Raw genomic sequence first — 19,264 nt, forward strand, 5'->3', positions numbered from 1 at the left:
TCCGTGCCGCGCGCCGCGCACCTCGGCGCCGGCGAGCGCGACGCCCCGAACACGCATCCGTTCCCAGCGCGCCGCCGCCCCACGGCGCCGAGATCCTGGACGCCCTCGTGGGTCGTGTCGATGTAGCCTATGGGATGGCGGGTTCTTCGCGACCCCCCTCGAGGACCCCGACACCGGCGAGGTCGTGGCGCTCTTTTACCTGTACCTGGCGCGCGATGGCCAGGCGCTCCGCCGGCATGGGATATGATTCGTGATGCGCGAGCTCAGGGCGATTGCCCGTCATCGCCCGGCTCGTCGTCTCCCGACTCGCCCGCCTCCGACTCGCCGTCTTCCGGCTCGGCCTCCGCCGACTCGCCGCCCTCCTCCCCCTCCTCTTCTCCTCCGCCGTAGGCGCCGCGGGAGACGGGGAACGGCGCATAGTCCTTCATCCTGTCGGTGCCCGCGTACCAGTACTCCGCGGCGGCGCGCAGCCTCCGCTCGGCGTTCACGACGAGGGTGTACGCGGCGTCGCGGAGCTTGCGCGAGCGCACCGCCTCCAGAGAGAGCGTCTTGTCGGCGAGCATGCGCGCGAGCACCGGCGAGAGCTCGCGGAGGCGGTCTGCCGCGGCGGCCTCGCCGCGAGGCGCCTCTTGAACCGCCTCCGCGTGCTCGGAGCAGAGCAAGAGGAGATCGGAGGCGTCCTGGACCAGATCCGCGTCGCCGCTGCCCGCCCTGATCGCCATGAGCCGCTTCTGCCCTTCGGGGCTCTTCTTGAAGCGGAGATCGAAGAAGCGGAGGAGCGATTGCTTGATCTGGACGGCCTCGGCGGCCGGCTTCGCGAAGGCCGTGGAAGCCCGCTCCTGGCGCTGCTGCGCCGCTTGCCAGCGCGATTGCACGACGCGCAGGAGCTCGATCTTTTCACGAAGCCCGCGGATCTCCTCTCGCGTGAGCGGGAGCTCGTCCTCGGCGAACGGAGTGCGCACGAGATCCGCCGCGTCGCGCTCGGCGGCGAGCTGAATGCGGCTCGACCAGATGACGCGTCGAGCGAGCTTGCCTGGAAAGAGTGAGGTGTTATCGCCAAGCGACTCGGCCTCTCGGAGCAGCTCGGCCTCGCGCTCGGCGCTCAGCGTGAACTCGGGCGCACCGCCCGACGAGCGGTGCGCGCCTCCGGCGTCGCTCGAAGCGCGCGTGTTCTTGGCGTTCTTGGTCCTGGATGAAGCGGCGGTGGGTGCCTTCGGTGCCATGGCGATGAGATGTCTCCTATTCGAGGTCAGCGCCCTCCGAGCAGAGGGGCGGTCGCTCAATGAGGGAATCGGCGGCGCCGAGGATTCGGGTCACAGGAGAGCACGATACCGACGCTTTCGTCGCAAGGTCGCAAGGAGACAGAGGCGCCGCGCAAGCGGACGCCGAGGCTGCGCAGCAGCGGCGACGGCCGGCCATCCGCCGGCGTCAAGCCATGGGAACGCAGGCCATCAACCGGGCGCGCCGCGAAGCGCTCGGGCTGCGCAGGAGCCACGCGATCGTACGATAGGACACCAAAGTGGATGCGCAGGAGAGTTGCCGGGGCCGCGCAGGAGCCACGCGATCGTACGATAGGATACAGAAATGGGTGCACAGGAAATTCGCGGGGGCCGTGCAGGAGGACGCCGAGGCCGCACCGGAGGGCGCCGGGACCGCGCAGCAGGATCGCTGGGACTGCGCAGCAGGATCGCCGGGGCTACGCGGGAGGGCTCCGCGGCCGCGCAGGAGGGCTCCGTTGCGGAGGCCGCGCAGCAGAGACTGCCGGGGCTGCGCAGCGTGAACGCGATCGCACGGTAGCCCCTGGAGCGGGCCAGGAGCAGGGCGGGATCGGGCAGCCGCGACCGCCGCCGAGCGCGCCGGCGCTTTCGAGCGTCCAGGCGGTCGAACGGGGAGAAACAGCGCCGTCTCGTTCGCGGGCGCCCAGCCGCTACCCCGGGCTGCTACTTTCCCTTCATGCCCTCCGTGCGCCGCTCTGCCGCCGAGATCCTCCGCATGGTGCCACCACGCGACCGAGCGGCGCTGCTCCGGCTCGGCCTCGACCTGAACCATCCAGCGGACGCGGCGCTCTTCGTCGACGGCGTCCGAGCTGCCGACGACGCCATCGCAGCGCAGGAGCGCTGGGAGCGCGCAGCGGTCCGCCGCTCGAGCCACACGCGATCGCGTCCCTGATCCGGGTGCGCGCGTTCAGTCGTCGACTGGCGCCGGAACGCGCGCTGCATGTCGCCGCGTGTCGCGCTGACGTCAAGACCGACCCCCCGGAGTGCCGCGTTCCGCACGGCGTGCTGGTCGCGCTCGGCCCAGAGAACACGCCGCTCGCGCTCGAGCGGCCGTCGAACTGAGGAGGGCAGAGCGAGGAGATGCGGAAGCGGAGCGCCGGACATCATCGTGCCCTCCGAGCAAGTTCGCGGGCAAGGTCGACCAGATCGGCCGCGGCCTCGCCCAGGGGAGCCGGCGCGCCGAGCAGCCGCCCGATTGCCTCGTGGACCATGCGGGCCGTTTCGGCGTCGCCAGCAGCGATGGTCAGGCGGAACCAAAGCAGTTGACGTCGATCAAGCGCGCACGGAAGATCCGTGCAGTTCGCCCGCCGGACGAGCCTGCTGCCTCCCACAGCGGCATGTCCACCCACCCCGCCAGGTCCGAGCGGGGGTGCCGTTCGCGGATTCCATGTCGAAGCAGCGCGGAATCCTATTGCAGCGGAGGATAGGGCGGACAGAGCATCACCGCCTGAGGCGAGCGCGGCGGGGAGCCCGTCGGGCATCTTGAGCATCGACGCCGGGTGGGTTGCGCCTCTAATCTTCGCGAGGGGAAGAGCCATGGACGACCAGCGGCACGACGACGGAAGGAACGACACGAGCACCGAGAAGCTCCCGGGCGGCGGCGATGGGCCGCCCGCACGACCGCGGCCGCGTGGCGTCTCCGTCTTGTTCTTTCATCGCGGCGGTGTCGAAGCGATGCGGCTCGACCCCGGCCAGCCGGGGATGGTCGTCGGCCGGCGCGCGCCCGCAGATCTGTGCATCCCCGACAAGCGAATTTCCCACCTTCACGCCGGGTTCACGCTCGTCGGCGGCCACGTCCTCGTCGAGGACCTCGGCTCCACCAATGGCACCTGGGTGAACGGCGAGCGGATCACCACGCCCACCATGCTCGCACCAGGCGCCGACGCCATTCTGGGAGACGTCAGCGCTCACGTTGTCGCGATCGGCCCCATCGCTACGCCGGTTGTGCTGGACGAGGCGACCTTTCATCGGGAGCTCGACGAAGAGCGCACGCGTGCGCAGTGCCTGCGCCGAAGCTTTTCAGTCCTCGCAGTCCACCCCGGTGAATCGGAGGCCGCGCATGCGAAGGCTGGGGAGTGGGCCATGCAGCTACCGGCGAATCTCCGGCCTGTCGATCGCGTGAGCATGTGGAGGGATACTGCGCTGATACTGATCCCCGATGCGGATGCGCTGGATGCCGTTAAGATAGCGCACGCGGTCGCGTCCGGCGGCGGCAATCAGAGCGGCGTTCGCCGCGTCGGCGTGGCCGTGTACCGGGAAAACGGAAGCTCGCCCCAGAAGCTCATTGATGAAGCGTGCAACGCGGCGGACCTCGCGACCCCAGAGCGCCCCGTGATCGCCGCCTCGTCCACTTGCAGCGCAGCGCGCGACGATCGCCCTATCTTCGGTCTGGCCCAGCAACGGGTCGTCAGCGAAGCGAAGAAGGTGGCATCGACGAACCTCTCTGTACTGCTTCTGGGAGAGAGCGGCACAGGCAAGGAGGTATTGGCTCGCTTTATTCATGACCATAGCAAACGACGAGACAAGCCATTCATACCCGTGAACTGCGGCGCTGTTCCCGGCAACCTCATCGAGAGCACGTTCTTCGGCCATGAGAAAGGGGCCTTTACCGGCGCCATTGAACATAAGAAGGGCTACTTCCAGGCTGCTCACGAGGGCACGTTGTTCCTCGACGAAATCGGCGAGCTCGAGCCCGAAGCGCAGAAGCGGCTTCTCCGGGCGCTCGAGGCGCGCACGGTCTCTCCCGTGGGCTCGACCAAGGAGATACCGATCGACGTGCGGATCATCGCAGCAACCAACCGCAATATTGACGCCATGCTCAAGGACGGGGGCTTCCGCGAGGACCTCTACTACCGGCTGGACATCTCGCTGCGCATCCCTCCTCTCCGCGAACGCCTCGACGAAATCGAACGGCTCGTACATCGCTTCATCCACGAGGAACGGACCAGCGTGCGCGATATTGCTCCGCAGGCGATGTCCCTACTTCGCGCTTACCGATGGCCGGGAAACGTGCGTGAGCTCCGCCGCGAGATCCGCCGGGCGGTCGCGATGGCCGAGGGGGATCTGATCCAATCCGAGGATCTCTCGTCGCATCTGCATCTAGCGGAGCTGCCGGCAGCAGCCGCCGAGGATACGACGGCAGCCCCGTCTCGGCCGGGAGCAGCGGAGCCGCCGACGGACCTCGATCTCAGGTCACAGCTCGCGCAGATCCAGCGGCAAAAAATCGAGGCGGCTCTCCGGGAGGAAAAAACCATGCCCAAGGCCGCCAAGCGGCTCGGATTTTCACTCCGTACGCTCTCACGCAGGATCAAGGAGCTCGGCATCAGGCACCCGGAGCGATAGGCCAAGGTTGACCACCAACGGGCCAACCTTGGCCTGGGGGGTGGCCAACCTTGTCGCGCGCGCCGCGCAGGCGATGAGCGACGATGCCGATTTTCGCGGGGATCCGCGACGCGCCCGGCGCGGCACGCAACGTGCTGAGTGTCCGCAACGTGAGCGCGAAGAGCGAAGGCAGCACGACGATGCCGCAAAGGAGACCTGAGGGGGAGCGCCTCCAGGGGCCCGCGTGTGCCGCTCGGTCTCCCCGGAGGATAGGAGGCCAGGCCGGCGTCGAAGCTGCGGTAGCCTTGTGCCCTCCGATGATCGACGAGCAGGGAGCAGCCAGCGACGCACCGGACGAGCCTCGCCAGCTCGGCCCGTACCGGATCATCGAACGCCTCGGCCAAGGCGGCATGGGCGTCGTCTTCCGCGCCGTACACGACCTGACAGGCGAGGAAGTAGCCATCAAGACGGTTCGCGGCGTGAACGACGCCGACCATCTCGCCGCGATACGCCGTGAGACGCGGGTGCTCCGCCGCTTAAACCACCCTGGCATCGTTCGCTTCCTCGACGAGGATGTCACGGGCGGAGTGCCCTGGGTCGCGATGCCGCTCCTCCGGGGCGGCACGCTCCGAGATCGCATCGCGGCTACCTTTCCGAAGGACGCCCTCATGGAGGCGGCAATCACCGTTCCCGTGCAAGGCTCGGGGTCCGTCGCGGCCAGCGTCCGCCTGCGCACCGACGGGTCCGCAGCGAGCGCGGACGCGCGCTCGCTCGGCCCGATGCTCACGCTGATCCGTCGCCTTTGCGCGCCGCTCGCCTACCTGCATGGCGAGGGCCTGGTGCACCGCGATCTCAAGCCCGCCAACATCGTCCTCCAGGACGACGAACGCCCTGTCCTCGTCGACCTGGGGATCGCCGTTCACTTCGGCGGCGCCGGCCGCGAGGAGCTCGACGTGGACCCGCTCGCCGGCAGTTTGGCCTACACGGCCCCGGAGCAGCTCCAGGGGGAACCGGTCGACGCGCGCACCGATCTCTACGCGCTCGGCTGCATTCTCTATGAGTGCGTGACGGGGCGACCTCCCTTCGTTGGCGACGCCTCGTCCCTTTGCAAGCAGCACCGCTCTGCCTCGCCTCGGCGCCCCTCGGCTCTCGTCACCGGCCTCCCAGCAGCACTCGACGACCTCATCCTCACGCTCCTGGCGAAGAATCCACAGCGTCGGGTCCAGTACGCCACCGACGTCGCCACCAAGCTCGTCGCGCTGGGCGCGGCCGCCGAGCGCGACGAGGGCCCGCCGCCACGCGTTTACCTGTACCGGCCCGTGCTCGCAGGCCGCACCGATGCCGTTTGCAAGCTGCAGGTGATGGCCCAGCGCGCCGCCTCCGAGCGGCGAGGCGCGATCGCGCTCGTGCGCGGGGAGAGCGGCTCGGGCAAGACGCGGCTCGTGCGGGAGGTGAGCCGCGCCACGGCGCAGGGGCTGCCGCTCCGGGTGTTCTCGGGCGTGTGCATTGCACCTGGGGCCGGCGAGGCAGGTGCGACGGCGGCGATGGCCGCCCCGCTGCAACCGCTGCGTACGACGCTTTTGGCTGCGATCGATCAAGCGCGCGCATCCGAGACCGACGCAGACCGGCTCTTCGGCGGGCGCCGCGAGGTGCTCGCGGCCTACGTGCCAGAGCTGCGAGCGCTCGGGAGCCCATCGGAGCCGGCGCCCCTGCCGCCTTCACAGGCGCGGAAGCGCGTCGTCTCCGCGCTGCGGGAGACCCTTCGGGCGCTTGCCGAGGCGAGGCCGCTCTGCCTTCTCCTGGACGACCTGCAGTGGGCCGATGATCTCACCCTGGCCCTGCTCGATGCGTTTGCCCGAGCCGAGCCCGACGAGCGCGGTGGCGTGCTGATCATCGGCACCTACCGGATGGAGGAGACGCGCCCAGAGCTCGAGGACATCGGGCAGATCCCGGGGGCCACCTCGATCCAGCTCGACAAGCTGGCCGCTCGCGACATCGAGGACATGGTCGTGGGCATGCTCTCGCCAAGCATGCCGCCCAGGACCGTGCTCGACGTGCTCATCCGCAACGCGAACGGCAACCCGTTCTTCGTCGCCGAGTACCTGCGCGCGGCGCTTGACGCAGGGGAACTTCAGCGGGAGCAGGGCGGCGGCTTCTCTTTCAAGGGGCGCGGCGCCGCGGCGCTCGCGTCCCTCCAGATCCCGGACACGCTGGACGAGCTGCTCGGACGGCGGCTCGACCTGCTCGACGCGGAGGCGCGGGTGCTCGCAGCGTGGGCGGCGGTGCTGGGGCAGGAGCTCGACGACGAGCTCCTCTTCGCGGGCCCACTCGGACAAGACGCGACCACCGAGGCAGTTGCTGAGCTCCGGGCGCGGCGAATCCTCGAGGAGACGGAGACAGCTCGGCTGTGCTTCGTGCACGACAAGCTGCGCGAGAAGGCCTACAGCCAGCTCGATCCGGAAGCGCGGGCCGCCCTGCACCAGCGCGCCGGCGAGGCGCTCGAGGCGCGCGGCGCCGAGGCGCCAGTGCTGGCGCACCACTTCGCGGGAGCAGGCCTCCACGGCAAGGCCGGCGCGCACTTCGCGCGAGCCGCGCAGCGCGCCGCCGACGTCTATGCGAACCGCGACGCCGTCCGCTTCTATCGCCTGGCCATCAGCGCCCGCTCAACCGCTGGCGCCGCGCCTGCAGCGCTCGCCAAGCTCCACGAGGGGCTGGGCGACGTGCTCGGGCTCGTCGGGCGTCAGGCCGAGGCCCGCGATACCTACGGCGCGGCGCTCGGCGCGGCGACTTCCCGCGTCGACCATGCCCGGTTCCACCGCAAGATCGGCAAGACCTGGGAGATGCACCACCAGCACGCCAGGGCGCTCGAGTGTTACGGGCAGGCGGAGACCGCCCTCGTCGGTGAGCAGGCCGAGCGAGCCTCGGGTGAGGCCCAGGCGTGGTGGAACGAGTGGATCCAGATCCATCTGGATCGCATCTCCGTGCATTACTGGCTCGCCGATCTTGCCCGGCTGGATGACCTCATCGAGACCGTCCGCCCCGTGCTGGAGCAGAGAGGTACACCGCTGCACCGTGCCCACTACCTCCACGCGCTGACGCAGCGGGGCATCCAGCGCGATCGGTTCGTCGCGTCCGCCAAGACGCTGGGCTACGCCGACGAGTGCGTCGCGGCGTACCGGGCCGCGGACGCGCCGCCCGAAGGCCACTGGGCTCTGGCCGCCCGTTGCAGCCTCGCGATCGTCCGCATGCTGCACGGCGACCCCGATCAGGCCGAAGCCGAGATGCGCGACGCGCTCTCGATCGCGGAGCGGAGCGGCGACCTCGAGGTCATGACACGCTGCCTGACCTATCTCACGGTCATCCAACGCCGGCGGAACCTCGTCGAGGGTACCGAGAGCCTGGCCAAACGAACCTTGAAGCTGGCACGAGCTGAGAACGTGCGCGAGTACGCTGGGGCCGCCCTCGGCACCCTCGCGTGGTCCGCGCTCCAGCGCGGCGACCTCGCGCGGGCGGAGGAGGCAGGCCGGGAGGCGCTCGCCTGCTGGGAGCCCCTCCCCCTCGTCTACCCCTTCCAGTGGCTGGCCAGGCTGCCGCTCTGCCGGGTGGAGCTCGCGCGTGGTCGCCTGGAGGGCGCCATCGAGCAGGTACGTGCGGTGCTCGACCCGCGGCAGCAGCGCTTGCCGGGTCGGCTCACCAAGCTGCTCGAGGCGGCTGCGCGCGCCTTCGCGGCAGGCCACGAGGCCCGCGCTTGCCGGCCGCTCGCGCTGGCGCTCCGCGGCGCCCGCCACGGCGGCTACGCGTGAGCTGAGCCTCGACTCAACAGGTCTTCTTGACGGCGCGCCGAGGCCCGCCGCGCGGCCCCCGTCCGCGCCCGGTCCGCGCGCGCCACGTGTGAAGTTGTGATGACAAAACGAGAACGGAGCCGAGCCATGTCCAATGACATCCAGTGCATCAATGATCGAAGAGGCCTTGTCTTCACCATCGATCGCGAGCCCAACCCGGTTTACCAGCTGGAGTCCAGCGCGTGGGCAAACGCAGAGAACCGCTGGGCCGAGCGCGACATCCCGCCCGAGATCCGCGACAAGGTCGCCTCACTGAACGAGACCGGCAAGCCTGGAGCATTCGTGCAGTTTCTCCAGGGCGACGTCGGGGTCTATGTCATATGCGAAAAGAACATCAAGAACCTCCCCGAAACGGCCTGCGACGATCTCGTCGTCCAGGAGGAGTGCGCGAAGCTGAGCAGCGCGCGAAGGCTCGCCGCCTATGATCTGGTCATCTGCGCCAAGAATGGCACGATTCGCGCAGAGAGCGGCGAAACCTTCGAGACCCGCGAGGGTGACTACTACGTCGTCCGCTGCCAATCGTGGGGACGCTTCGTCCTGAATCCCTCCTTGAGACCCGGGTTCGTCGAGACGACCAAAGAGGTCTTGCTCTTGCTCGAGGGACTGCACCGCAAGAACTTCCTCTCCATGAGCCCCGACCCTACGGACGAGCGGCTTCCCCCGGACGTCGCGCAGCCGACGGCCGTTCCCGTCGGGATCAACTGCTACGTCCTCAACCTGTCGCGCTTCAAGCGCTGAGCGGAGAGCCGGGGCTTCCATGACCACCTCCGCAAACCGCGCCAGTGCTGAGCCGCGGTCGGGTCCTCCGCCGGCAGCGCCCAAGCGTTATCTCGCGGGCACGCACCGCCTCGTCTCTCCCGATGAGACGGTGGAGAGGGTCCGGCCTCTCCTGTCCGCGATGGGCATCACCCGGATCGCCGACGTCACCGGCCTCGACACGCTCGGAGTGCCGGTGGTCATGGTCGTCCGCCCCAACGCGCGATCGATCGCGGTCTCGCAAGGCAAGGGCTCGACGCTCGCCGCCGCGCGCGCCTCGGGCGTGATGGAGTCGATCGAACAATGGCACGCGGAGCACATCCAGCTCCCGCTCAAGCTCGGCACCGTCAGCGAGCTCCGCCACCGCCATCGCCTCCTTGACGTTCACAACCTGCCGCGCCTGTCCATCGTCGACTTCCATGACCATCTCCGCCTCTTCTGGGTGGCTGGCCTGGATCTCGTGACGGGCGCGCCCACGTGGGTCCCGTTCGAGGTCGTCCACACGGACTACGCGCTGCCGTTGCTCGCCGCGAGCGGAGCCTTCGTGATGAGCTCGAACGGGCTCGCGTCCGGCAACCACCCGATCGAGGCCGTGAGTCACGCGATCTGCGAGCTCATCGAAAGGGACGCCGCCACGCTCTGGAGGCTCTCGGGCCCGGAACACCAGCGCCGGACGCGGATCGACCTGTCCACGGTGGACGAGCCGGGGTGCCGCGCGCTCCTGGAGCAGGTGGAGCGCGCCGATGTCATTCCGTTTCTCTGGGAGATCACATCCGATATCGGCGTCCCGGCCTTCTGCTGCACGCTTGTCGATCGCGCGCCCAACCTGCACCGGCCCATCGCGCCGATGATCGGCTTCGGTTGCCACCCCTCCCGCGATGTGGCGCTCCTGCGAGCGATCACCGAGGCGGCGCAGAGCCGGCTCACCGTCGTTACCGGCGTGCGCGACGACGTCCGGGCCCGCGGCAACGGGCCCGACGACGATCTCCGCGCGGCGAGCCGCTTCCTGGAAGAGCACGCGGGTGAGCCGCCACAGCGCAGCTTCGACGACGCGCCCGATTATGAGGGCGAAACCTTCGACGACGACGTCGCCTGGGAGATCGAGCGCTTGCGCACGGCGGGGCTCAACCAGATCGTCGCTGTCGACCTCACCCGTCCTGAGCTCGAGATCCCGGTGGTGCGCGTGATCATCCCGGGCCTCGAGCCGCTCGACGATGTCCCCGGTTACATCCCCGGCGCGCGCGCGCAGCGGCGCCTTTCGGAGCGCAGACCATGAATCTTTGCATCTTCACAGGTCCCACCCTCCCGGCTTCGGAGGGCCAGCAGCAGATCGACGCCATCTTCCTGCCGCCCGCGGCCCAGGGCGACATCTACCGTGCAGCGCTGGAGAAACCCGTCGCCATCGGCCTCATCGACGGCTATTTCGAGCGCGTCCCGTCCGTGTCCCACAAGGAGATCCTCTGGGCGATGGCGCAGGGGGTCCACGTCCTCGGCGCGTCGAGCATGGGGGCGCTCCGCGCGGCCGAGCTCTCGCTCTTCGGCATGGAAGGAGTGGGCGCCATTTACGAGGGGTACGCGTGCGGCGATCTCGACGCCGACGACGAGGTCGCCGTGGCCCACGCGCCCGCCGAGGACGGCTATCGCCCGCTGAGCGAGGCGCTGGTGAACATCCGCGCCACCCTGCGCGCCGCCGAGCGAGCCGGCGCGATCTCGGGTGCGACGCGCGAGCGGCTGGAGGCACTGGCCCAGCGGCTGTTTTACCCGGACCGCTGCTACCCGATCCTCCTGCGGCGCGCCGAGGAGGAGGGCGTGCCGCGCGAGCAGACCGCGGCGCTGCGCGAGTTCCTGCGGGATGGCCGGGTGGACCAGAAGCGCTCCGACGCACTGGCGCTGCTGGAGGTCCTGCGCGATCGCTTCACGGGCGCCGTCGAGCCAAAGCAGGTGCGCTATCACTTCGAACCGACCGACGCGTGGGAGCTGATCCGCGAGCGCGTGGACCGCCGCGCCGCGAGGCCTACCGCGAGGGCGATGGAGGTAGGCCGATGAGCTCGAGCGAACAGATCGCCCTCTCCGGCCTGGGCACCTACGTCCTCGGCCGGCTCCTCTGCAACCTCGATGGCTTCACCCCGCGCCAGATCGCGGAGAGGCTAATGTTTCTTTTCAAAGGTAGGCCAGGCCAAAACGACACGACTCGACTCATCGAGAACGAACTCATCGACCTCGTGCAATCCGGTTTCGCTAGGCGCGCGAGGAGATCTTCTTATCAAATCACTAGCGACGGCCAACGAGTCATTCGCGCGGCTCTCCACCTGGCGCACCAGAAAAAACTGAGCTGGAGGAACATCAAGGATCTGGCGGCGGCCCGGGTAATCGACGAGGAGACCTCAACGGCGAAGGGCTGGAGGGAGATCGCCGTCGACGTGCCACCCGCAGAGGCCACGCGTATCGCGACGCTCCTCGCCAGCGCCTTCCACCTCAACCTGGGCCAGGCCCCATCGCTCTCGCGTGTGCTTGGGGCGGTCGCCTGGAGCGCCATCGGCGTCACGACGGCAGATCCCTTCACGGTGGAGGCGGTCATGCGGGTGCTGCTGAGCCGTCAAGCTGACGCGCCTCCTCAGGGGACACTGAAGCAGGCGATCGACCTGCTCGTGAGAAAGGCGTCGACCCTCGGCACGGGAGCACTCGGCCTGGTCGCTCCCAAGGCAGCCCCGCTGCCCGCGGACGAGTCCGCCTTCGCCGCGCGCGTGCTCGAGGCGGCGCGGGCGTCAAACAGCGGACGGTTCGGGGACAACAAGGTCTTCATCTCGCACGTGCTCCGGCGCCTCGCCGAGGACGGCGTCGCGATCGGCGACGCCGACACGTTCAAGACCCGGCTGGTCTCCGCGCATCGCCGTGGGCTCCTGGCGCTCAACCGCGCCGACCTGGTCGAGGCCATGGATCCGGCCGACGTCGACGCCTCGGAGACACGGTATCTCAGCACGACGTTCCATTTCGTGCGCATCTGACGTCGGGAGCGCCGGCGTGGCGCGCGCGCAGGGCGCGCGCCGCCGGCGTCGACGAGCAAGAGGGAGAAGGGGTGCACCATGACGAAGCAGGACGCCCTGCTCGACGTGTTCCTGTCGACAGCGAAGAAAGACGTGTTCCACTCCGTGGAGCACCGCGGGCAGATCTGGCGCGAGGATCCGTTCGACGTCGATTCCGTGCATGAGGAGGCCCGCACGGCCTTCCAGCGGCTGCTCACCCAGGTGACGACCCCGCCGGGCCTCGATGCGGGCCGGATCCTGCTGCTCCTCGGCGAGTCCGGCAGCGGAAAGACGCACCTCGTGCGCGCTTTCCGAAACCACGTTCACCTCAACGGGCTCGGCTTCGTCGGATATATGCAGATGACCACTTCGGTCACGAGCTACAGCCGTTACCTGGTGAGCAACCTCGTCGACTCGCTCGACCAGACCTACTATGAGGCGCTGGGGACCGGCTCGGGGCTGCTCCGGCTCTCCAACGCGGTCGCGGCGAGGTGTGGTGATCCGGAGACCATCCGCTCCTTGAACGAGCGCGAGGACCTGGACGAGGACGAGGTCGTTGATCTCGTGGAGCGCGCCGCCGACAGGCTCATCAGACACCCCCGCTACGCCGATCTCGACCTGGATCTCATCCGCGCCCTGCTCTATCTGCAGCGGCAAGATCCGGCGCGGAAGAAGCGGGTCGTGAAGTACCTGCGCTGTGACGTGCTCTCGGAGCGAGAGCAGAAGCTCCTCGGAGGTCTGTCGCCGAAGCGGGAGGACGAGGACGCCCAGCGCGTCGTCGAGGAGCTCGGCCGATTGATGTGGGCGTGCGACTCCCGCGCGCTGGTCCTCTGCGTCGATCAGTTCGAGGATGCGTACCGTGTCAACGATGCCGAGTCCCTGTTCCGGCGGGTGATGTCCTCGCTCTGCGCTGTCGCCGATCAGGTTCCCTCGTCCATCATCGTGATCGCCTGCCTCAAGGACTACTACGAGACGATGCGCGCTCGGCTCACCCGGTCGACGCTCGATCGCGTCGAGCGCGACCCTGCGCCGGTCCACCTGGTCGCGGAGAGGCGCAAAGAGGAGATCATACCGATCATCCAGAAGCGCCTCGCCTACCTGTACGAGACGGCAGGGCATGCGCCGGCGGACGGCGCAGCCAACTCCCTCTACCCCATCCCCCGAGGGTTCGTGGAGCAGCTCTCGGGGATGAGCGTCCGCGCGGCGCTCAATGAGTGCCAGATCCTCCGGGATGCGTGCATCGACGCCGGCCGGATCGTGGCGCAATGGGGCACGAGTGCTCCTCCCAGCGTACGGCCCCGGGCCCCCGCCGATCAAGACGTCCGCGCGGCCAAGGAGAAGATCGAACAGGAGTGGAACGACTTCCTGGCGCAGTTCGAAGACGATCCATCCGAGGACGAGACCGAGATCGCCGCGCTCTTCGCGTGGGCGGTGAACCATTGTGCCGAGGAGATCGAGAGTGGCATTCACTTCGATGCCCGGCCGCACGACGAGGCGATCGAGATCGACGTCCGGGTCCCGATCCCGGGCGGAGCGACTCGCGTCGTCGAGGAGATCCTCGTCGTGGTCTGCAACCGGGCCCCCCAGGGCGGCGGGCTTCGAGCGCAGTTCGAGGATGCGCGCAAGCGCGCCGGGCGCCGGACCCTCGCGCTGCTCCGCTGCGGCGAGTTCCCGCGCAATCCAAACACGCAGGTGCACTCGGTGCTCGCCGAGATCCTCAAGAACGGCGGCCGCAAGGCGGTCTTCGAGGAGAGCGATCAGCGCACGCTGGCCGCATTCCACAGGTTCCACGAGACTCACGCGCGACGCGAGCATTTCAGCGATTGGCTCAGGGAAGAGAACCACATCTCGCGTCTCTTGCCGCTCATCCACGTGCTGGATCTCGACCGCCTCGACCGCTTCGAGCAGGAGCTCCCACCGTCCGCCCCGGCGCCTCGGTCGCGCGGAGCGGCGCCGTCGCCCTTCGATACGTCACCTGCGAGCCCGGGCGCACCGCCCCGGGCCGCCGAGCCCGACGGTGCGACGCCAGGCAGCGCGAACGGAGCGGCGCAGCGAGAGGCCCTCTCTCTCGCGCTCGGCACGACCGGGGAGCTCGTCTCCCACAAGCTCATGCTCGACGCCGAGCAGCTCACGGCGCACGCCGCCTTCCTCGGCAGCACGGGGAGCGGCAAGACCACGCTGGCGCTGAACCTGATCGAGCAGCTCCTGCTCCACGGCGTTCCCGCCATCCTCATCGACCGCAAGGGGGATCTCTGCGGCTATGCGCGCCAGACGCTCTTCACCCGCGCACACCCGGAGGCGGCGCTCGACGCCCGGCAGCGGGCGCTCGCGGAGCGACTCGACGTCGCCCTCTTCACGCCGGGCCACCCCGGTGGCCGCCAGCTCGGGCTCTCGCTGATGCCGAGCGGCATCGAGGGGCTCCCGGACCTCGAGCGCGATCAGGCTGCCGGCTATGCGGCACACGCCCTCGGCGATATGCTGGGCTACAAGCAGACGCGCAAGGACAAGGGGCTCCGTACCATCCTCGTGCAGGCATTCCAGCTCTTCGCGGCGCACGGCGCCTCGCGAAAGCTCGACGTCGCGTCGTTGATCGAGCTCATCGCGAACGAGGATCCGGCCCTCGTCGCCACCCTCGGGCGGCTCGATACACGGCTGTTCAAGGACCTCGTGCACGACCTCGAGGTGCTCAAGCTGAACACCTCGGACCTGCTCTCGATGGACGGCGAGGCGCTCGACGTCGAGCTGCTCCTCGGTCTCGGGCGCCACTCGCAGCCTGGAAAGACGCGGCTCAGCATCGTCAGCACGAAATTCCTGGGCGACAGCGCGCGTGTCCTCTTCTGGGTCGCGCAGCTCCTGCTCGCGCTGAGCCGCTGGGTGAGCCGCGCGCCGTCGCCCCACCTGCGCGCGGTGGTGTTGCTCGACGAGGCCGACATGTACCTGCCGGCGCAGTCGCAGCCGGCGACCAAGGCGCCCATGGAGAACCTCCTGCGCCGCGCGCGCTCCGGCGGCCTCGGCGTCCTGCTCGCGACCCAGAGCCCGGGAGACCTCGACTACAGGTGTCGTGACAACCTCCGGAGCTGGTTCGTTGGTCGGGTGACACAGCAGACGGCGCTCGACAAGATGAAGCCGCTCCTGAGCGACGCCCGGATGGACGTCAGCGCCCGCATCCCCGGCCAGGAAGCAGGTGAGTTTCATCTGCTCCAGGATGGACGGGTGACGGCCTTCAAGCGGGATGTCCCGCTGCTCCGCGCCGAGCAGGTGCCAGAGAGCGAGATCCTGAAGCTCGCCAGGCGCCGCCCGCGCGACGCTGCCCGCTGAGCCGGCAAGGGCGAGCGCGAGGTGCACATTTCCATCGTTGGATTCATCGGTGTTCATCGGCGCGAGGAGTGACAAAGTGAGCGGCGCGATCAACGATTTCGAAGAAGAACGATCCAGGCATGGCGAGCTGCTCGGGCGCAACAACGTGGTCGAGAGGCTCCTCTGGCTGATTGAGGACAGCGCGCCGCGTGGCGGGTGGGTGCTCTTCCTGGGGAGCGCCGGCGCCGGCAAGAGCGCCATCATCAATCGCCTCCTCGACCTATTTCCCCCGCACACGCCGCACCATTTCATCCGGCGTGACCACGACGACTGGGATCGCCCTGACGCGGTGGTGCACAATCTCTGCGCGCAGATCGAGCGGATCATCCCGGAGCCGGCGGATGTCGAGCAACCCGTGGAGACCCGGTTCGGGGAGCTCTTGCGGCGCGTGTCGAAGCGCCATCTCGTGCCTCGCGCAGACAAGCTCGTCGTTGTCATCGACGGGCTCGACGAGGCGGCGAAGGACCGAAACGGCAAGAGCGTCTTGCCGCGCTTCTTGCCGCGCGTGCTGCCGAAGGGCGTCGTGCTCCTCGGCGCCTCGCGGCCGATGTACCGAAGGCACGACTGGCCCGGCGTCGTCGAGCACGCACGCACGCTCGACCTCGACGACGAGGAGTGGGCGCCCTCCAACGAGGCGGCATGCCGAGCCATCTGCGAGCAGCGTTCGCGCTCGCTCCCCGCGCCGTTCGACGCCTCGCTCATCGATGTGATCGTGCGCAGCGCGCGAGGAAACATGCTGTATGCCAGCGGGATATGCGACTGGCTCGCCGGTCAGCCGCCTGCGCAACGCACGGCGGCGCGCATCTCACAGGGGCTCATCCCCTTTCTCCGCCAGATCTTCGACGAGCTCCGCGATCTGGACGACGCGCGACGCAGGCTGATCCTCAAGGGCCTCGGCCTCGCCTGCGCCGCGCGCGAGGCGCTCCCACCGCACGTCTTCGGTGAGCTGCTCGGCAGCGATCCGGCGACCGCTGCTGGTGACGAGTTCCTGCGCGCCACGTTCCACCTGCTGCGCAAGGAGCCGGCGCACTGGCACGATGACAGCCAGTTCGGCTATCGGCTGCGTCACGAGCACGTGCGCGAGATCTTCGTCAACGAGCTCGGAGAGCGGGTGATCCGTAGTCATCACCTGCACCTGCTCAGAGGGCTCGCGGCGTGGCCGCCCGACGAGGGGGACCCGGCCGGACGGCGCTATGCCCTCCGGCATGCAGTGATGCACCGAATCGAGGCGGGCGACATGGACGGCGCGCAGCGCCTGTGCGTCGACGTCGGCTATCTGGACGCGAAGTGCCGCGAGCTCGACGTCACCTCCATCGAGCGGGATCTGGAGGCGGTCATCGGCGCCTCGGAAGGCAGCGCGACCTTCGATCTCACAGCCGTGCTCGCGGCCGTGCGCGCGGAGGCGACCCGGCTGTCCGCCTACCGCGATCAGGGGCTGCTCCCCTCGCTGCTCTACAACCGCCTGCGTTGCGCCGGATGGCCCTCCGAGGAGATCGCGCGCATGCTCCACTTCGAGGGGAACCTGCCCCCGCTGCGCCTTTTGCACGGGGTGCGCCTCGGACCAACGCCGCTGCGCACATTCTGCGAGCCGACGAAGGCGATCGTCGCGTGCGTCGTGAGCCCCGACGGGCGCTGCGCTCTGTCGGCCTCGGCCGATCGCGTGCTGCGTTACTGGGCGCTCGTCTCCGGCGAGGTGCTCGCGACGATGCAAGGACATAACGACGAGCTCACGGGCTGCGCGCTCACGCCTGACGGCAAGCTCGCGCTGTCGACGTCCGTCGACATGACGGCGCGGCTCTGGGACCTCGCGACAGGCGGCTGCATCGGGGTGCTCGACAACGGCGGTCGCTGGGCCACCGCCTGCGCGATAAGCCACGACGGCCAGACGCTCGTGATCGGCTCGGACAACGGGACCCTCACGCTCTGGGATAGAAGCTCGCTCCAGATCGTCGGCACGCTGGAGGGTCACCGCGATTACGTGACGGTGTGCATCACGACCCCCGGGGGTCAGCTCATCTCCGGCTCGCGGGACGCCTCGGTCCGCGTCTGGGACCTCGCGTCCCGAGAGTGCCTGTACGAGCTCTCGCCGAGGGGTGAGGTGCGCTCGCCCTCGCCGGGAGCCTCGGAGGAGGGTTGGATCACGGCGCTCGCCCTCATGCCGGGCGGCGAGCAGGTGCTCGCCGCGAGCGGAGACGGCATGCTCTCGCGCTGGGAGCTCGCCCTCGGCCAATGCCTCCAGCGCGTCGGTGCGGGACAGGGCCGCGTGGACGCGCTCGCGATCCTCCCGTGGGGTGGCCACCTGCTCTGCGGGATGGCAGACGGCGCGATCGCCGTCTGGAATCTCGCCGCCGAGCGCCGCATCCTGCGCCTCGCGGCGCACGCGAACGCGGTGTCCGCGTGCGCCGCGACGTCGGACGGCCGCCGGATGCTCTCCGCGTCGCACGACCGCTCGGCCAGGCTGTGGGAGCTCGGAGGTCCGGAGAGCCTCATGGCCCAGGACGGCCACGCTGCGCCGGTCACCGCGACCGCGGTGACCCTCGATAGCCGGTTCGCCGTCTCAGCATCGGAGGACCGGCTGCTCAAGTTCTGGGACACGGCGACCGGCGGGTGCCGCGCCACGCTGACGGGGCACGCCGACCTGGTGACTGCATGCGCGATCTCTCCCGATGGGCGCCGCGTGCTCGCCGGCGCGCGGGACGGCAGCGTGCTGCTATTCCACCTGGACCTCGAGCGCGCCGAGGTGCGCGTGGAGACCGCCAAAGCGCACCAGAGGCTGGTGGTTGGCTGCGCGTTCCTGCCCGACGGACGGATGATCACCGCCTCCCGAGACGGCACGCTCTGGATCCGCGCCGAGGCGACGCTCAACCAGCCCTCGCAGCTCGGCGTGCACGACGGGCAGCTCAACGGCATCGCGCTGACTCCCGACGGGAAGCGGCTGATATCGTTCGCTCGAGACGGCGCGGTGAAGCTCTGGCACCTCACCGACGCCGCACGTGCCCCCTCGTCGATCCGCCTCACGGGCGGGCTCCTCGCCGCAGCGATAACGCCGGACGGCGGGCGCGCGGTGCTCGCCCGCGCCGACGGCCAGATCGAGGTGCGCGAGCTGCCGAGCTTTCGCTATGTCCGCCAGATCCCCGGTCACACCCGGCGCGTGTTCGGCTGCGCCGTTTCGCCCGACGGCGCGCGCGTGTTCACGGCATCCGAGGACGAGACGGTGCGGGCCTTCAGCCTGGAGACGGGGAGGCCTCTGGGAACCCTGGTCGGGACCTCGTGGTTCCGGTGCGTCGCAGCGTGCTCCGGGTTGCTGTGCGCCGGGGACGAGGAAGGCAACCTCTGGATGATCGTCGACGGCCTGGCCACTGTCGACCCCCGCGCGAAGAGGGGCGCGAGGCGGCGACCCACGCTGTCTGACAGCGATACATTCCGCCTTCGAGACACGCTTGCTGCGCTCTACGACACTGAGCAGGTCGCGCGGCGCATCGCCAGGGAAGCGGGGATCAGCCTGCTGTTGGTCAAGATCTCCGGGAGCATCATCGACATCTGGGACGCCATCCTCGAGGAGGCCAGAAAACAGCATCGCCTCGCAGATATTGTGCATTGCGCGCTGAGAGAATACCGCGACGACGACAATCTCCTAGAGCTTGCACAGAAGCTCTGAGAGACACACGTCGCGGCCTGCACGCGGCGA

Annotated in this window: 10 protein-coding genes; 9 read left to right on the forward strand and 1 reads right to left on the reverse strand. The window is 69.2% G+C overall.

The annotated features are described in order from the left end of the window. Positions 1 to 263 precede the first annotated feature (263 nt). Positions 264 to 1,223, reverse strand: a complete 960-nt coding sequence (locus tag WMF27_RS30600; protein ID WP_437765337.1) for an ATPase — start codon at positions 1,221 to 1,223, stop codon at positions 264 to 266. A gap of 730 nt (positions 1,224 to 1,953) precedes the next feature. On the opposite strand from WMF27_RS30600, the gene WMF27_RS30605 reads away from it, so the two are divergent. From WMF27_RS30605 to WMF27_RS30645, 9 genes are all read left to right on the forward strand, one after another. Then, positions 1,954 to 2,169, forward strand: coding sequence for a hypothetical protein (locus tag WMF27_RS30605; protein ID WP_437765336.1), 216 nt, complete (start codon positions 1,954 to 1,956; stop codon positions 2,167 to 2,169). Between the two features lie 644 nt (positions 2,170 to 2,813). Further along, positions 2,814 to 4,619, forward strand: a complete 1,806-nt coding sequence (locus WMF27_RS30610) for a sigma 54-interacting transcriptional regulator (protein ID WP_437765335.1) — start codon at positions 2,814 to 2,816, stop codon at positions 4,617 to 4,619. 296 nt (positions 4,620 to 4,915) lie between these two features. Continuing rightward, positions 4,916 to 8,401, forward strand: a complete 3,486-nt coding sequence (locus WMF27_RS30615) for a serine/threonine-protein kinase (RefSeq protein WP_437765334.1) — start codon at positions 4,916 to 4,918, stop codon at positions 8,399 to 8,401. Positions 8,402 to 8,527: 126 nt separating this feature from the next. Next, positions 8,528 to 9,178 (forward strand): hypothetical protein, encoded by a 651-nt coding sequence (locus WMF27_RS30620; protein WP_437765333.1) that lies wholly within the window; start codon positions 8,528 to 8,530, stop codon positions 9,176 to 9,178. A gap of 19 nt (positions 9,179 to 9,197) precedes the next feature. After that, positions 9,198 to 10,472, forward strand: coding sequence for a YcaO-like family protein (locus tag WMF27_RS30625; RefSeq protein WP_437765332.1), 1,275 nt, complete (start codon positions 9,198 to 9,200; stop codon positions 10,470 to 10,472). Then, complete coding sequence (locus WMF27_RS30630) at positions 10,469 to 11,242, forward strand: TfuA-like protein (RefSeq protein WP_437765331.1); 774 nt, start codon at positions 10,469 to 10,471, stop codon at positions 11,240 to 11,242. Before WMF27_RS30625 ends, WMF27_RS30630 begins: the two co-directional genes overlap by 4 nt. Next, the gene (locus WMF27_RS30635) at positions 11,239 to 12,201 is read left to right on the forward strand and encodes a hypothetical protein (RefSeq protein WP_437765330.1); all 963 of its coding nucleotides are present in this window, start codon (positions 11,239 to 11,241) and stop codon (positions 12,199 to 12,201) included. The genes WMF27_RS30630 and WMF27_RS30635 overlap by 4 nt, the downstream gene beginning before the upstream one ends. 78 nt (positions 12,202 to 12,279) lie before the next feature. Beyond that, a complete protein-coding gene (locus WMF27_RS30640) occupies positions 12,280 to 15,537 on the forward strand; it encodes a helicase HerA-like domain-containing protein (RefSeq protein ID WP_437765329.1) in 3,258 nt (1,085 codons plus the stop codon). Between the two features lie 76 nt (positions 15,538 to 15,613). Beyond that, positions 15,614 to 19,234, forward strand: coding sequence for an effector-associated domain EAD1-containing protein (locus WMF27_RS30645; protein WP_437765328.1), 3,621 nt, complete (start codon positions 15,614 to 15,616; stop codon positions 19,232 to 19,234). The last annotated feature ends 30 nt before the right edge of the window (positions 19,235 to 19,264 follow it).

Origin of the sequence: Sorangium sp. So ce281 (assembly GCF_051527395.1) — a bacterium.
In the GTDB taxonomy this organism is placed as follows: domain Bacteria; phylum Myxococcota_A; class Polyangia; order Polyangiales; family Polyangiaceae; genus Sorangium; species Sorangium cellulosum_B.

Excerpts from the sequence above, each read along its gene's own strand:
- WMF27_RS30600 (WP_437765337.1), bottom strand. The coding sequence starts at position 1,223 with ATGGCACCGAAGGCACCCACCGCCGCTTCATCCAGGACCAAGAACGCC.
- WMF27_RS30605 (WP_437765336.1), top strand. The coding sequence starts at position 1,954 with ATGCCCTCCGTGCGCCGCTCTGCCGCCGAGATCCTCCGCATGGTGCCA.
- WMF27_RS30610 (WP_437765335.1), top strand. The coding sequence starts at position 2,814 with ATGGACGACCAGCGGCACGACGACGGAAGGAACGACACGAGCACCGAG.
- WMF27_RS30615 (WP_437765334.1), top strand. The coding sequence starts at position 4,916 with ATGATCGACGAGCAGGGAGCAGCCAGCGACGCACCGGACGAGCCTCGC.
- WMF27_RS30620 (WP_437765333.1), top strand. The coding sequence starts at position 8,528 with ATGTCCAATGACATCCAGTGCATCAATGATCGAAGAGGCCTTGTCTTC.
- WMF27_RS30625 (WP_437765332.1), top strand. The coding sequence starts at position 9,198 with ATGACCACCTCCGCAAACCGCGCCAGTGCTGAGCCGCGGTCGGGTCCT.
- WMF27_RS30630 (WP_437765331.1), top strand. The coding sequence starts at position 10,469 with ATGAATCTTTGCATCTTCACAGGTCCCACCCTCCCGGCTTCGGAGGGC.
- WMF27_RS30635 (WP_437765330.1), top strand. The coding sequence starts at position 11,239 with ATGAGCTCGAGCGAACAGATCGCCCTCTCCGGCCTGGGCACCTACGTC.
- WMF27_RS30640 (WP_437765329.1), top strand. The coding sequence starts at position 12,280 with ATGACGAAGCAGGACGCCCTGCTCGACGTGTTCCTGTCGACAGCGAAG.